Here is a 14,204-nt window from a genome sequence, read left to right on the forward strand (position 1 = left end):
CGGGGTTTGTCAGTCATTTTCCTGTCCCGGCATAAGGTTACACCTTCCTTGCCAGGTCAGAGGGCCATGCCAGTCGCACGCGCGCCGCCCATTTTAACCGCTTGTTCCACATTGTCTGTGCGCCGGGGTTCAGTGAAATCAGGTGGAACAGGCCCGGCTCGTCGCCTGCCTTGACCTGCTTCACCCAGCCCATGCCGTCCTCATCCTCGACGACGCAGCGGTGGCCGATTACGTCGCTGGGGATGCCGTTATCGGTTTCGCGGGTGTAGAACAGGAGATCGCCTGCGCTGTACGTTGGCTCCATACTGTCGCCCTCGACCTCGACTGCGACGATGCCGTGCGGGGGCAGGCCGGGCGGGCATTCGACCTGGGGGCCGTCGCCTTTGGCGTAGGCGTCGAACACGGGAACCTGAGCGCCTGCGCCAACTTTTCCTGCTATTGCAATGGTGTTTGGCTTGCTGATCTGTCCGGCCATGAAGGCTTCCATGCTCACGCCAAACGCGTGCGCGACTTTAATAGCGTCATCAACATTCGTGCTACGGCTTTTACCTTGAAGGAATCCCTTGAATTGCTCGTAGGACACGTCAGCGCTGGCCGTAACCTCGCGGAGGGAGCGGCCAGTCACGCTTAGGGCAGATGCCAGCGCCTCTTTGAAGGTTCGGAACATGGGTAAAATATACCTAGTGCGATAGGGTTGTGGCATGGCGTAAGTTTACCCTTGTATTATGGGGTAAAAATCCCCCATAACTTTGCGCATGGAAGATTTGATCGCATACGTCGAAGCCTACGCGGCTTCTGTGAACCGGAAGCCCCAGTGGGTTTTGCGTGAGGCCATCGGCGCGGGCTGGAAGGAATGGGAGTCGTGGCGGGCGGGTGAGTCCAGCCCAACCATGATCCGCGTGGATCGGTTGAAGGCCTACATCGAGGCGAACCCGCCGCAGGAGGAAGCGGCGTGAATGATCATCTAAAATTGGTTGTATCGAATCCATGCTCTGAGCCTGAAACGCGCAATGGACTCGGGTCGCGGTCCAAAGATCTGGACCGATACAGGATCCAGGTGATCGCCGCCGACATCTGGTCTGGTTGGCTAAGGGTCGAATTCCGCCGCCCCGAAGATGTCGCGGCGTACTTCGAGGTGCGCAACAGCACCGCGTGGAACTGGTGGAATGCCAGCACCCGCCCGACCGCCGACAAGGTGATGATCGCGGTGCTCGAGCGGCCCGGGTTCATGAGCCATCTTTCCGATGTGCTCCTCGCAGATGCGCGGCGCGCCGGATGATTGGTGCTCCGTGTGTAGTTGCCCCTTCGGGGGCGAGCAGGGCGGGGTGTGAGCCACCCCGCAGCAGGGCGCGCGGGGCATTGTCCCTCGCCCGGCTGATCTCCTCCCCAGAGGTCGGGCGGCCCCGCGCGTCATCGTATCCCCCCAGGGGCTATCGGCTGTGTCCTTCCTGTCAGACTTCCTCCCGGCGTGTGCGGCGTCGGGAGGGCTTTCTCCGAGTTGAGCGATGTCACGCGGCGATCTCAGGCGCGCCGTGATGCGCGAGTTTACGGCGGACCCGGAGCGGACCTGTTTCGCAATCGCCCAGGCCGCAGGCTGTTCGGCGGCATATGTCCGGGTCGTTGCGCACCGCGAGGGCGTCACGTTCGGACGCGCGCTGAGGGTTCCGGCAAGGGCAACGAAAAACCGCATCTGGTTGGAGTGTGAGGCGCTGCGCATGAACTGCACGATCGGGGAGGTCATCGACGCGATTGTCACGGATGCCCGTCTTGATTCAGAGGAGGCCGACTGATGGTTGCGCGGGCAAATTTCTTTACGCGAGAGGATGATGAAACCCTGCTCGAGATGCTGGATCGGCGTGATCGGTGCGGGATGTCGGCGCTGGCGACGGCGCGCGAACTAGGCCTGACCACGGGTCGGGTATCGGGATCGCTGCATCGCGTCGACCGTGCGGAGGCGCAATTCGCGGAGGCCTGCGCCGCGGCACAGAGGTCGGTCTGTGTTTGTGCAAAGGCCGAGAACTGCGATGGCGGGATGCCGCGCGGCTGGTGGCGTCAATGAGCACCGCAACGCCTCTGGCCATTGTGGGGCGCCGGGCCTTCCCCCTCGGGCAGCTCGAGCTTGACCTGATGCAGAGCGCTTGCGGCGCGCGGCCCTGGGCACTGCGCACAGCGCCCGAGATGGGCGCGGCCTGCCGGGTTCTGACCAACGGATTTTGTGACAGCGCCGCTGAGCGCGCCGAGCTGGCAGCCCAGTTGCGCGCGCTGGCGGATGCAGTGGAGGCATGGGTAGAATGACCAAAACACTCAAAGCGGCCAGCAAGCGTGCGCGGCTCATTTTGGACTTGAGCAAGCAGGGGGCCCCGATCGCGGACATCGCAGAGAAGGCTGGGTGCTCGCGCGCAACCATTGGCCGTATCAGGGCAGAGAACGGATTTCGTGCGGAGAGGTCCGGGGTTCCGTCGAAGTTCAGCGATGAAGTGATCCGCTCGACGCATGAGCGAGGGTTGATCGACAAGCTGGCGGCGGAAGAGATCGGGATCTCGGTCGCCTATTATGGGCGGCGGCGGCGGGCGTTGGGCCTGAGATCGCATGCGTTGCCTGGAATGCCCCCCGCGATTTCGGACGACACGATCCGCGAGCTGCACGCCCAGGGGCTTAGCGATATCGAGGCCGCCGGCGTCTGCGGTTGCCACCCGAGCACCTTCAACCGGCGGCGCCTGCGGCTCGATCTGCCCGCCAATCGTAAAAGGGCGGATTGGCCGGTCCCTGGGTCGCCGACGCTGGTCTCGCCGGATGTTTCAAGGCCCAACTTGGTGGAAAAAACGGTTCGCGGTGCTTTTGCCATCGACACGGCGCGGGTCGAAATCCTGCGGGCTGCCGAGCCGCTTGTCGCGCGGGCGATGGGTGCGCTGACATGAGCGCAGGCGAGGACCTTGTCATCGCTGCATCGGCCATGGTGCTGCATCGCGGCGGTCTGCGCTTGTGCGGGGATCTTCTCGCGGCCCTGAAGTGCTCGCTGCGCTTCTGCCCACGGTCCGCGCGCCTTGGCCGCGCCATAGAGGCCGCGGAACTGGTTCTGGCCGCGCGCGATGCTTGTGACGATGTGGCCTTCGACGCGGCGCGTGACGCGTTGTCGCGTGAGGTATCGGCCCTGTTGGCTGGCAAGGCGCATGACCAGCTCCGCCGGGCGCGTGGCGTCTGAGATGGCGGGAACTATCGGATGGGTGCAGGCGTGAGCAGCACAGCGAAAGAATATGAGCTTGTCGCCCCCGAAGGGCGCCACTTGATCGTGCCCGGCGATTGGGAGCGGCTACGCTTTGGCTGGGTCGATGCAGTGATCAGCGATGCGTCCCTCGGGGCGCAGGCGCAGGTCGTCGCACACGTTCTGGCCATGCGCTATGCCAACCGCCACACTGCCCAATGTGACCCCGGTCTGGCCGAGCTTGAGCGCGCTACAGGCCGCAGCAGGTCGACCCTAAAGCGGGCGATTTCCGAGCTGATCGACGCCGGGTGGATCACCCGCGTGGTTGGTCGCGGTCGGGGCAATCGCAGCGGATACGGCTTTCTGACGCGCGCCCGAATCGTGACCCTAAAAGGGGCCAGATCAGTGCCGAAAAAAGGGGATAATCCTGAACCCTTTTCTGGGTCGGAAAAGGGTTCAGATCAGGGCTGTCAAGAAAAACAAAAGGGGTCAAATTTGAACGGAAAAGGGGTCAAATCTGAACCCCCCTATTATATAGATAAACCATGTAAGAACCATGGGGCCGCAGAACGGCCTCGAAATCTCTCCGACAACCCGATGGTGATCCGCGATTCGCAACGCGCCGTTGAGCGGTTTCGGAGTGGACACGCTGACGCCTTCGACGGGCTTCAGATCTGGATCATTGATCACATCATCGCCGCGAACCTGCTGACGCCCGAAGAGCGTGAGCGGGCGGAATTGGGCTGAGAAAGGGTAGAGCATGACCGAGGGGCAGACCATCGCAGAAACGAAGCGTGACCGGGTGCGGCGTATCCTGATCGAGCCGCTGACCGAGTGGGGGTTTCGCAAGCCTGGCGACATGCGGGCGGATCGGTTCAATGGCTTCATGGCCGCGCTGTGCGACGGGATGGGGTATCTGGCTGATGAGCAGCTTGAAACCTTGTGCGCGGCGCTCCGGACCCGCGGGGAAGGCAAGGACCGACGCGGATGGCCCCGCATGGCCACGATCACAGCGCTGGCGGAGGCGATTGCCCCAAGGCCGATCGAAGAGATCCCGGCGATGCGCCGGTGGTTCGCATCCGTCGAGGGACCCAAGGCCGTCCGGGATGGCGCGCTGGTGGCCCTGTTTCTGTTCTGGGAGAAGTTCAAGCGTCCGCCGCTCACTGACGGGGATCGGCGCGCGATCCGGGATAAAGCGCACGGGCTCGACAGCGACGTCCGTGTGCGCCGTGACCGGGAGCGTCGTGGTGTGGCGAGTGCGGACGATCTGCAGTGGCTCGCCTGGCACAGCGGGATCGAAGGGCGGGCGATGGCGCTCGTCCGCGAGGGCAGCAGACAAACAGCGGCGATACCGAACACGGGGGGTGAGGCATGATGCACGGGAAAGTCGAGGCCATGGCGATGGACTGGTTCGCGGTGCGCTTCCGCATGAAGCACAATCCTGGGCGCACAACCTGCGTGATCGGGGCCGAGAGGGAGGCATACGTCGACCGTCGTGGTCGGTCGCGTGTCAGGGCCGTTACGGGAACCGGGACCCGCGTCTTCGTTCCAGAACTGCTTTGCCGCCGCGCCGGGTTCGAGGTGTTCCTGCCGGTGCGCAAGGACTGGCGGCGCAAGAACCAGTTCTCTGCCGAGAAGGAACTGCGGTCTTTCCCGCTGATGCCCGGCTGGATGTTCGTCGGGTGGCAGGCGGGTGCGAGCCGCTGGCACGAGCTGGCGGCGCTCGACGTGATCGACGCGCCGTTCGGCGTGAACGGGCGTCCGCTCCGGATCCCGGAGCAGCGTATCGTCGCCCTGATGCGGCAATGGGGCGGTGGTCGTTTGTCTCCCGAGATGAATCGGTACATGCGCGCGGGGCATGAATTCGCGATTGGCGACAGGATGCGTATTGCATGTGGGCCGTTCGATGGGTTCGAGGCCCGCGTGATCGGGGTAGATGGGCCGCAAGCACTTGCATTGGTTGATTTTTTTGGCCGTGAACAGGTGGTGACGCTGGCCACTGAAAGCCTTGAGCAGTGGTGAGGCACGGCTGCGGGGCTGTGTATTTCTCGTTGACAGCCCCGCGACGGCACGCTTACCGATTGTGCCAGGACGATCCAGAGCGGTCCCTGCCATTGAGGTAATCACGCGTTACGGCGCGGAAGGGCAACACCGTGGACCCGAGCGTGCGGACGAGGCGATAGCCAATCCCGCAACGCAGAGTGCGACGCAGTGGCGACATGAAGATCTTGGAGCTGCGCCCCTTTCGAGGCGCTATTCTCTGTTGCGGGTCTGGTGGCGGATGTCATCGAGGATCAGGATGATCTTTTCGATGCCCTTCAACACGCAAAGGCTGAAAGGCCTGCGATGGCCCACCCCAAGGTCAGGGGGATGGCCCCGGCGTTCAGCGCAAAAGCGGCTGCAACAAGGGCGATCAACAGGCTCGCCCAGCGGCGAGGTGAAGAACCAGCATTGAGAACTCCTTTGGCTTCAACGGGCGGACTGTAGCGATCCGATTGACGCTGGCCATGCCGCAATCTGCGTAAGGCAAGAGATTTACACTCTGAAAAGCAGGCTGAACTTGTCGGAGTGGAAATTCCCGGCGGGTCCTTCCTGGGGCTGTGCGTATACGGGGGCGCAGAGCGCAGAGGTTTTGCAGCGGTAAACGTTCAGCAAAGCCTAAACGAAACAACAGTTTAGCGGGCCGGAAACGGTTTAGAGAGGCGATGGACCAGGCGGCATGGGCGATCGGGTGACCACGACAGAGCTGGCGGGGAAGCTGAACCTTTCCAAAGGCCGGATCAGCCAGATGGTTTCGAAAGGCCAGCTTGCCGGATGCTATGACGGTGACGGACGCGCTCGCCGGTTTGACCTGTCGAAGGTGGCCGAGAAACTTTCAGGGCGACTCGATCCGGGTCAGCTAATGGGGAACGGGTCGCAGACCAAGCGCGCGCTTCGCGACATTGCGGCCGGTCGCGATGAGCCAGAACCAAAACGGCCCGCCGAATCCAGTCAACTCACGCGACAAGACCCGGACCGCTATGAGTTGGCGCGGACGCAAAAGGTCGAGGAAGAGGCCCGGCGTCTGCGTCGGCAGAATGCGGAGGATGCTGGCCGCTTCGTCCTGGCGTCGAGCGTCGAAGCGCAAGTGCGCAGGCAGATGGCAAAAGAGGTTGCCCAGTTTGAGACGATGCTGCGGGATGGGGCGCGACGGGTCGCGGATGAGCTGGGGGTTGATTACCTTCAGGTGAGGCGCTGCCTTCTGGATGTCTGGCGGGCCCATCGCGGGCAACGTTCCGATGGTCTGGCCGAAGAGGCCGCTGCGGCAGCGATGTCGGACGATGAGCGCGATGCGGACTTCTGAGGGCTACTTGGCTGCAGCCGAACGGATTGTGCTTGCCGCTATGTCAGGCGCCATGGCGCCGCCGCCGCCGCCCGACATCACGCGCTGGTGCGAAGAAAACATTGAGTTCGATGAACGCTCGCCGATGCCGGGGCCGTTCCGGATCGATCGGTTTCCGTTCCTGCGCGAGATCCACGAAGTTCTTAGCCCGGAGCATCCGGCGAGGGACGTGACGATCCGAGGCAGCGCCCAGTGGGGCAAGACGGTCTCGATCGTCAATCCGGTGGTTGCTGCCTGGCACGAATACGGCCCGCTCGACAGCCTGGTGGTCCATCCGACAACCAGTGCGGCGACTGAGTGGGTCGACAACAAATGGTTGCCGATGCGGCGACAGGCCCCGAGCTTGCGCAAGATTTTTGGCGAGGGGCGGGGCGGCGACAACAAGGATGCCAAGTTCAATCAGGAGACGTTGAACCGCAACGGATCGTTGAAGATCACCTCGGCGGGGTCTCCGGATGACCTTGCTGGCACCTCGCGCCGCCTCGTGGTCCTGGATGACCTCGCCAAGTTCGAGATGACGCCGAAGGGCGATCCCGAAGCGCTGGCAGGGAGCCGAGCATCGGGATTCGAGGACGCCAAGATCTTGCGGGTCAGCACACCGCAGATCGCGGGAACGTGCCGGATCAGCAAGGCCTATGACCGAGGTGACCGGCGGCTGTATTTTGTCCCGTGCCCTCACTGTGGGCACCGGGCGCCGCTGACATGGGAGAACTTCCTGCGCAACCTCGACCCCGAGCGCCTGCACGCCGCTTGCTTCAGCTGCGATGATTGCGGCGGGGTAATTGGTCACGCAGAGAAAGAGCGGATCGTCGGCGCCGGGCAGTGGGTGCCGCAGAACAAGGCCGGGGATCACCCCAGCTTTCACCTGTGGCGGGCATATGCGCCGCAACGGGACTGGGCATCGATCGGCGTCGAGTACGCTCGCGTTATGGGCTGGACCAGCGTTTCGGTCTTGGGCGAAACCGAGGACGCCATCCGCGAACAGGTCGAGGCCGGAACCGAGCAAACCTTCTGGAACGATGTGCTGGGCTTGCCGTTTCAACAGGCCAGCAAAGGCCCCGATTGGGAAAAGCTGCGCGATCGTGTCGAGCACGCGCCCGAAGATGATCAGCGCCCGCGGGGCATTGTACCGGCGCGGGGCGTGATCCTGACGGCCGGCGTCGATTGCCAGTTGGATCGCACCGAAGTGCATGTCGTTGCCTTTGGCCCGGATAACCGGCGCTGGTCGGTCGATTACATGGTGATCCCGCATCACATCGGGGATCAAGAGGGCCGCGAGGCGCTGGATGCGATCCTGAAAACGAATTGGCGCACCGAGCGGGGCTTGCGTCTGCCGCTCGATATGATGGCGATCGATGTGGGCACCTATACAGACGATGTCTGGGCCTTTGGTAAGCGGCACCCGTGGAGCCGCGTGATCTTGGTGAAGGGCGCGACGAGCCAGACCGGCCCGGTGCTGTTGCCGATGAAATTCGAGCGGCGCAGCGACGGTAAGGCAAAGCGGCGTCAAAAGCGGGCGTTCATGTTGAACGTCAGCCAGATGAAGGCCGATTTCTACGGCTGGCTGGGCAAGGATGATCCTGTTGAGCGCGGCTATGTCCATTTCCCGGTCGGAATGGGCGATGAGTATTTCCGGCAGATCACCTCTGAGGTGCGCGTGCTGAAGCGTGGTCGCACCGGCGTGGTCACCAGCTCGTGGGAACTGGCCGAGACGACGCGCCGGAACGAAGGCCTCGACACGATGATTTACGCCGAGGCTGCGGCTCGCCGGAAGGGCTGGACCTCGATGACGGCAGAACAGTGGGCGCTGTTGGATGCGGAGCGCTCTGCAGCACCGGCTGACGCCCAGCCGGATCTGTTCGATGCAGAGGTCGCAGTGCCGGTTGCGCCCGCAGCCCCGGCAGAGACGCCGAAGAAACCTGAACCTAAACCCCGTGCGACAGCACCGGGCGACGATTGGCTGGGAGGCCGAGGAAGCGGATGGCAGTGAATTACGACAGCGCAATCGAGGCGCTTGAGACCGCCATGGCCTCAGGTACGCTCGAAGTCGAGTATGACGGCAAGCGGGTCAAGTATAGCAGCCAGACAGAGCTGCTGGCCAAGCTGTCCTATTTCCGATCGCAGAAGCGCGCGCAGGCGGGTGTGCCTGCCGTGGGCGTGTCGATCGGCGCGGTGTATCGCAGCTGATCATGGCAAACATTCTGACGCATATCGCCCCGGCCTTCACGGCCCGGAGGGCAGAGGCGCGCCTGCGTGTCGCCCAAGCGGAGCTGAACATGGCTGCGGTCACGAAGCAGGCCGAGCTGGTGCAGTCCTACGACGCAGCGCGCGTCGGTGGCCGGATGTCGGGCTGGGCCCGCCCGCACACATCGGCCACGACAGAACTTCAGGGCGCGCTACCGTTCCTGCGCGCCTCGGCGCGTGACCTTGTGCGCAATTCGCCCCACGCGAGCCGCGCGGTGCGGGTGCTGTCGACGCATATCGCCGGAACCGGGGTTCGCCCCCGCGCCAAGCCGGTTAGCCAAGACAAGGACGCGCGTGAAGCTGTGTCGCGCATCACCCGCGACCAGTGGGAGCGTTTTGTCGAGAACGTCGATCCCGAAGGCCAGATCGATTTCTTTGGTCAGCAGCGGCTTTTGATGCGTGCAGTGGTCGAGGGGGGCGAGGCGCTGCGGATCTGGACGCCTGTCGCCCAGGACGGGCGGCTGTTCTGGCGCGCGACGATTGTCGAGGGCGATCTGCTGGACCACCAGAAGACAGAAATGCTGTCGGACGGGGGCCGGATTGTGCAAGGGGTCGAGTTCGACGCTGCGGGGCGTCGGGTGGCGTATCACATGCATCGCTGGCATCCCGGTGAGCGGTATCTGCCGGGCGGGTTCACCTTTGACCTGCAGCGCGTCCCTGCGGCCTTTGTCGATCATGTCTTTGAGGTTCTTCGCCCCGGTCAGGTGCGCGGCGTGTCCTGGATGGCACCGTCAGCAACCACGCTGCGGGACACCGAGGATCTGGCCGAGGCCGAGATCGTTCGAAAGAAGCTGGAAGCCTGTATTTCGATGGTGGTCACGAACGCCAACGATGACGGCGACCCGAGCGGTGTTCCAGCGTTGGCCGGTGCGGAGGATGACAGCGGCGCACCCCTGCGGTCTGCCTCGGGCGCGCCGATCGAGCGAATGCAGCCGGGCATGGTTCTGCAGGCCCGCCCCGGTTGGGGGGTGGATTTCAACGCACCGCCTGCGAGCGAGGGGCTGGCGGAGCACATGCGCGAGCGCCTGCATGCGATCGCGGCGGGCATCGGCACCACCTATTTTCAGATGACCGGCGATCTAAGCCAGGCGAACTATTCCTCGATGCGAGGCGGTGAGCTTGAGTTTGGGCGGCTGGTCGAGATCTGGCAGGCGGATCTGATGATCACCCAAAGCGGACGCCCGGCGTGGCGACGGGTGATGGATGCAGCCCGCGTGAATGGTGACCTGCGATTGCCGTTCTCGCCCGTGGCGCAGTGGACTCCGCCAAAGCGCCCGTGGGTCGACCCGCAGAAAGACGCAGCCGCTGCAATCATGCAGATCAACGCGAACCTGATTTCTCCGCAGGAGGTCATCGAGCGCACCGGCCAGACCCCGGAAGAACTGATCGAAGAGCTGCGCGCCTGGCAGGAGATGCTGGCGGATGCCGGGATCTCCGCCGGCACCGCGCCGGAGGCGTCACCCGCGCCGCAGACAAAAGGAACAGACGATGCCGCAGACTGAGCAAACCACGACACAGGCTCCCGCAGCGCCGCCGCCGCGCACGGCCCCGCGCCAGCTGGTGCAGGGTGCGCGGCTGCAAACACTCGATGAAGCCGCGCGCACGGTCGAGGTCGTGTTCTCGACCAGCGATCTCGTAGAGCACTGGGTCAACCACAACGGCGTTGTGCAGCGGATGCCCACGCGTCTCGTGCTTGAGCAAGGTGCCGGGGATCTGACCCACCTGATCGAGCAGGGCGTGGTTCTGGACGCGCACATGGAATACGGCGCCAGATCGGTCATCGGTTCGATCGAGGATGCTTGGATAGAGCAGGGCGCGGCCAAGGCTCGTCTCCGCTTTTCGTCGGTCGAAGAGGTCGAGCCGATCTGGCAGCGTGTGGTCGAAGGCACCCTGCGCAATGTCAGCGTAGGTTTCGAGCCCGTAGAGCAAGAAGTCCGGATCGAACAGGGCGCAGATGGGGAGCGCACCGAGGTGATGTATTTCACCCAGTGGCGTCCGTTCGAGATCTCGGTCGTGCCACGCGGCGCGGATCGTGGCGCCCGGATGCAGTCCGCCCAACCCCAAGAACTCACCCCGCCCGGAGCCGCAGCGGTCCCGATCGAAGAAACCACCGAGGCGGCGCCAGCCGCAAACCATCAGCAGGAGGCAAACATGCCCACCCCCATCACTGGCGCCGTCACGCAGGCGCAGCCCCCGGTCGATCAGGCCGCCATCCGTCAGCAGGCCGCGCAGGACGAACGCGCCCGCATCGCGGAGATCCGTCAGGCCGCAACCCAGCTTGGCACCACCGACACGCTGGTGCAGAGCGCCATCGATGACGGCACCACCATCGACGCATTCCGTGCCCAGGCCATCGAAGCCTTCGCCCAAGCGGGGCAGTCCGCCACCGCAGGCGTGGGCGGGCCGCGCGCCAGCGTCACGCAGGACGCGACTGAGCGCTTCCGTCAGGGTGCCGCCGAAGGCCTGATGGCCCGTGCTGGCATGGAAGGTGGCCAGCGCAACGAGTTCACCGGCATGACGCTGGCCGAGCTTGCGCGTCAATCGTTGACCGTTGCGGGCGTTCGCGCCCCGTCCGATCGTCGTGACATGGTCGGCCAAGCCTTCGTGCAGTCGGGCGCGCATTCGACCAGCGATTTTGCGAATGTGCTGGCCAACGTGGCGCACAAGGCCGCGCTGCGCGGTTGGAATGAGGCCGAGGAAACGTTCCAGATGTGGACGCGCACCGGCACCCTGACCGATTTCAAGGCAACCAAGCGCGTCGGCCTTGGCTTGGCTGAAAGTCTGCCCGAAGTGGCCGAAGGTGGCGAATACACCTATGGCACCATCGGCGACCGTGGCGAGATGATCACCTTGGCGACTTACGGCAAGATGCTGAAGATCACCCGTCAGGCGATCATCAACGACGATCTGGCGCTGTTCTCGACCCTGCCGGGCAAGATGGGCCGTGCGGCCAAGCGCACCATCGGCAACCTCGCCTATGCCATTCTGACCGGCAACCCGACCATGTCGGACGGCACTGCGCTGTTCCATGCCGATCACAACAACCTTGCGGCCTCGGGCGCTGTGCCGTCGATCACCACCATGGCGGCGGGTAAGACCGCGATGCGGACTCAAAAGGAAAGCGCGACCGGCCCGGCCCTGAACATCACGCCGAAATACATGATCGTGCCCGCTGCGCTGGAAGTCGCCGCGGCTCAGCTGCTGCAATCCGCCGTCGACCCGACAGCCAACAAGGGGCACGCATCGAACCCGGTGGCCGGTATGGCGCAGCTGATCGTTGATGGACGTCTCGACGCGGCGTCGGCGACCGGCTGGTATCTGGCCGCAGACCCGAACGCCTATGACACGATCGAGGTGGCCTACCTTGACGGCGTCCAGGAGCCCTACCTGGAAGAAAAGACCGCATGGTCGACCGACGGTGTCGAGCTGAAGGTCCGCATCGATGCCGGTGTCGCACCGCTGGATCACCGCACGCTCTACAAAAACGCCGGCTCCTGATCCGGCGTTTGGCAAGCGGGCCCGGCGCTGGCCGGGTTCGCACCCATCTTTCCCCTTTTCGGAGAACTGAGATATGAAAAACTATGTTCAGGACGGCGACAGCGTCACCGTTCCCGCCCCTCGTGCTCTGGCATCCGGTGCCGGTGCGCTTGTCGGTTCGCTGTTCGGCGTGGCCGTGACTGCCGCAGAGTCCGGTGCTGATGTGGTGCTCAAGACCACGGGCGTCATTGCTATCGACAAGGCGCCGTCGCAGGCGTGGACGGTCGGTGCCAAGGTGTATTGGGATGATACCAATTACCGCATGACCACCGCCGCCTCGGGCAACACTCTGGTTGGTGTTGCACTTGCGACCGTTGGTGGTGGCGCGACCGAAACCACCGGGCGCGTCCGCCTGAACGGGTCGTTTTAAAGGTGACCGCCTTTTCCGCCGCCATGCTGACCCTGTTCGCGAATGGCGACCTGGCGGTGGATGCGATCTGGACGCCGGTGGCGACCGGCGTTCCGGTCGATTGCCGCGCCGTGCGAAGATCACCGGATCAGGTGGCCGAGTTCCAGGGCGTCCGGATGCACGTCTCGACAGACCTGTTCGATGTTCGCCAATCACAGGTGCCGAACCCGCGTCCAGGCGATGCCTTCGCCTGTGGCGGCGACAGCTTTGTCATTCAAAGCGAGCCAGAGGCCGATGCCGAGCGCCTGATCTGGACGCTCGACGTTCGCCCCGCCTGACCTCGAAGGAGATTTCCATGCCCCGCAAGATCCCTGCCTCGACCGCGGTCGAGATCGAAACCTGTATGACCGCCGAGGTCATCGCCGCGCCGGGCCGCAAGCGCGTGTTCCCTGCTGGATGGGCTGGAAAGGTGTCGGATTCGGTCGCTGACCAGCTGCGCGGACAGGGCGCGCTGGTCGATACGGATCTTGGATCCGAACCGGAAGCCGTGGCCGAAGAATGAACCGTTTGCGCATCGACGCAGCACTTGATGGTGATCTGCAGCGGTTCATGCAGGATGAATTGTCGACTGCTGAAAAGGCTGTGACGGCGGGCGTCCGCAAGACGGGCGCACGACTGAAGGCCGCACTGCGTCAGGATGTGATCGCGGGCGGGTTGGGCCCGCGGCTTGCGCGCAGCTGGCAGGCGCAGAACTATCCTCGATCAGGCGCTTCGCTCGACGCCGCTGCGGTGGTGAAGACAAAGGCGGAAAAGCTGATCGCGGCCTTCGATGAGGGCAGCGAAATCAAATCATCCGAAGGGTTCTTTCTTGCAATTCCGACGCCGTCAGCCCCAAAAGCCGGGGCCGGTCGCAAGCGGATCACCCCGTCAAATTTCCCTGAACATCGTTATGGGCCGCTGCGCTTTGTCTATGTGCGCGGCGGGACCTCGTTGCTCGTCGTTGACAACCAGCGGGCCAAGAAAGGTGGCGGCTACGCGCCGTCGCGCAGCAAACGGGCACTGCGGACGGGGTACGGGCTGCACACGGTGCCGATGTTCTGGCTGGTGCCCCGTGCGCGTCTGCGGCGACGTCTGAACGTCAGATCAGTCACAGCAGGGGCGGTGGCAGGCCTGCCACGCGATATTGATGAGGCGTTCCAGCTACAGCCCCAAAGGCGGGGGCTTCGCTGATGCCCAGCCCACATGAAGCCCCCGTTTTGGCGCTGTTGACTGCGATTGCCGGTCATGTCGCCAGCGTGATGCGCGAACACGACCTGCCCGTCGCCTGCCCAGACCAAGGATTGATCAATCTGGTACCCGGAGATCCGCAGGAAGAAGGCGTGCGTCTTGGCGCCATGGCGCGCGAGTGGATGCGCGAGATCGACTGCGAACTTGTCGTGCATGGCGCGACGGCTGCCGCGCGGGCCGATGCGCTGGATGTTGCTCTGGTG

Annotated in this window: 19 protein-coding genes and 1 pseudogene; 19 read left to right on the top strand and 1 reads right to left on the bottom strand. The window is 64.1% G+C overall.

The annotated features are described in order from the left end of the window. Window positions 1–37 precede the first annotated feature (37 nt). Window positions 38–667: a S24 family peptidase gene (locus tag KO516_RS18235; RefSeq protein WP_216005225.1), complete on the bottom strand. Its 630-nt coding sequence runs from the start codon at window positions 665–667 to the stop codon at window positions 38–40. A gap of 88 nt (window positions 668–755) precedes the next feature. Here KO516_RS18235 and KO516_RS18240 point away from each other — a divergent pair, with 88 nt between their 5' ends. From KO516_RS18240 to KO516_RS18330, 19 genes and pseudogenes are all read left to right on the top strand, one after another. Continuing rightward, on the top strand, window positions 756–956 hold the full coding sequence (locus tag KO516_RS18240; protein WP_216005226.1) for a hypothetical protein: 201 nt from the start codon (window positions 756–758) through the stop codon (window positions 954–956). Between the two features lie 101 nt (window positions 957–1,057). Next, complete coding sequence (locus KO516_RS18245) at window positions 1,058–1,279, top strand: hypothetical protein (protein WP_216005227.1); 222 nt, start codon at window positions 1,058–1,060, stop codon at window positions 1,277–1,279. A 256-nt stretch (window positions 1,280–1,535) separates the two neighbouring features. Further along, complete coding sequence (locus tag KO516_RS18250; protein ID WP_216005228.1) at window positions 1,536–1,790, top strand: hypothetical protein; 255 nt, start codon at window positions 1,536–1,538, stop codon at window positions 1,788–1,790. A 265-nt stretch (window positions 1,791–2,055) separates the two neighbouring features. Next, the gene (locus KO516_RS18255) at window positions 2,056–2,295 is read left to right on the top strand and encodes a hypothetical protein (protein WP_216005229.1); all 240 of its coding nucleotides are present in this window, start codon (window positions 2,056–2,058) and stop codon (window positions 2,293–2,295) included. Continuing rightward, window positions 2,292–2,918, top strand: a complete 627-nt coding sequence (locus KO516_RS18260; protein WP_216005230.1) for a helix-turn-helix domain-containing protein — start codon at window positions 2,292–2,294, stop codon at window positions 2,916–2,918. The genes KO516_RS18255 and KO516_RS18260 overlap by 4 nt, the downstream gene beginning before the upstream one ends. Continuing rightward, window positions 2,915–3,202, top strand: a complete 288-nt coding sequence (locus tag KO516_RS18265) for a hypothetical protein (protein ID WP_216005231.1) — start codon at window positions 2,915–2,917, stop codon at window positions 3,200–3,202. Before KO516_RS18260 ends, KO516_RS18265 begins: the two co-directional genes overlap by 4 nt. Window positions 3,203–3,220: 18 nt before the next feature. Next, the gene (locus KO516_RS18270) at window positions 3,221–3,949 is read left to right on the top strand and encodes a helix-turn-helix domain-containing protein (RefSeq protein WP_216005232.1); all 729 of its coding nucleotides are present in this window, start codon (window positions 3,221–3,223) and stop codon (window positions 3,947–3,949) included. 13 nt (window positions 3,950–3,962) lie between these two features. Continuing rightward, a complete protein-coding gene (locus KO516_RS18275) occupies window positions 3,963–4,577 on the top strand; it encodes a hypothetical protein (RefSeq protein ID WP_216005233.1) in 615 nt (204 codons plus the stop codon). Next, the gene (locus KO516_RS18280; RefSeq protein ID WP_216005234.1) at window positions 4,574–5,224 is read left to right on the top strand and encodes a transcription termination/antitermination protein NusG; all 651 of its coding nucleotides are present in this window, start codon (window positions 4,574–4,576) and stop codon (window positions 5,222–5,224) included. The genes KO516_RS18275 and KO516_RS18280 overlap by 4 nt, the downstream gene beginning before the upstream one ends. 697 nt (window positions 5,225–5,921) lie before the next feature. After that, entirely contained in the window at window positions 5,922–6,545 is a 624-nt protein-coding gene (locus KO516_RS18285; protein ID WP_216005235.1) for a hypothetical protein, read from the top strand. Window positions 6,546–6,552: 7 nt separating this feature from the next. Continuing rightward, window positions 6,553–8,574, top strand: a complete 2,022-nt coding sequence (locus KO516_RS18290) for a phage terminase large subunit family protein (RefSeq protein ID WP_252737693.1) — start codon at window positions 6,553–6,555, stop codon at window positions 8,572–8,574. Next, on the top strand, window positions 8,565–8,771 hold the full coding sequence (locus KO516_RS18295; protein WP_216005236.1) for a phage head-tail joining protein: 207 nt from the start codon (window positions 8,565–8,567) through the stop codon (window positions 8,769–8,771). The genes KO516_RS18290 and KO516_RS18295 overlap by 10 nt, the downstream gene beginning before the upstream one ends. Before the next feature lie 89 nt (window positions 8,772–8,860). Continuing rightward, a complete protein-coding gene (locus tag KO516_RS18300) occupies window positions 8,861–10,330 on the top strand; it encodes a phage portal protein (RefSeq protein ID WP_216005237.1) in 1,470 nt (489 codons plus the stop codon). Then, entirely contained in the window at window positions 10,317–12,326 is a 2,010-nt protein-coding gene (locus KO516_RS18305; RefSeq protein ID WP_216005238.1) for a prohead protease/major capsid protein fusion protein, read from the top strand. The genes KO516_RS18300 and KO516_RS18305 overlap by 14 nt, the downstream gene beginning before the upstream one ends. Before the next feature lie 73 nt (window positions 12,327–12,399). Beyond that, on the top strand, window positions 12,400–12,735 hold the full coding sequence (locus KO516_RS18310; RefSeq protein WP_216005239.1) for a DUF2190 family protein: 336 nt from the start codon (window positions 12,400–12,402) through the stop codon (window positions 12,733–12,735). Window positions 12,736–12,758: 23 nt separating this feature from the next. Then, complete coding sequence (locus tag KO516_RS18315; protein ID WP_252737694.1) at window positions 12,759–13,052, top strand: hypothetical protein; 294 nt, start codon at window positions 12,759–12,761, stop codon at window positions 13,050–13,052. 17 nt (window positions 13,053–13,069) lie between these two features. Beyond that, complete coding sequence (locus KO516_RS18320; RefSeq protein WP_216005241.1) at window positions 13,070–13,276, top strand: hypothetical protein; 207 nt, start codon at window positions 13,070–13,072, stop codon at window positions 13,274–13,276. Then, window positions 13,273–13,944, top strand: a complete 672-nt coding sequence (locus KO516_RS18325; protein WP_216005242.1) for a DUF6441 family protein — start codon at window positions 13,273–13,275, stop codon at window positions 13,942–13,944. Before KO516_RS18320 ends, KO516_RS18325 begins: the two co-directional genes overlap by 4 nt. Further along, window positions 13,944–14,204, top strand: a pseudogene (locus KO516_RS18330) (hypothetical protein); the annotation flags it as partial. The gene KO516_RS18325 and the pseudogene KO516_RS18330, both read left to right, overlap by 1 nt.

The sequence above is a fragment of the Citreicella sp. C3M06 genome, from assembly GCF_018860705.1.
Lineage (GTDB): Bacteria > Pseudomonadota > Alphaproteobacteria > Rhodobacterales > Rhodobacteraceae > Salipiger.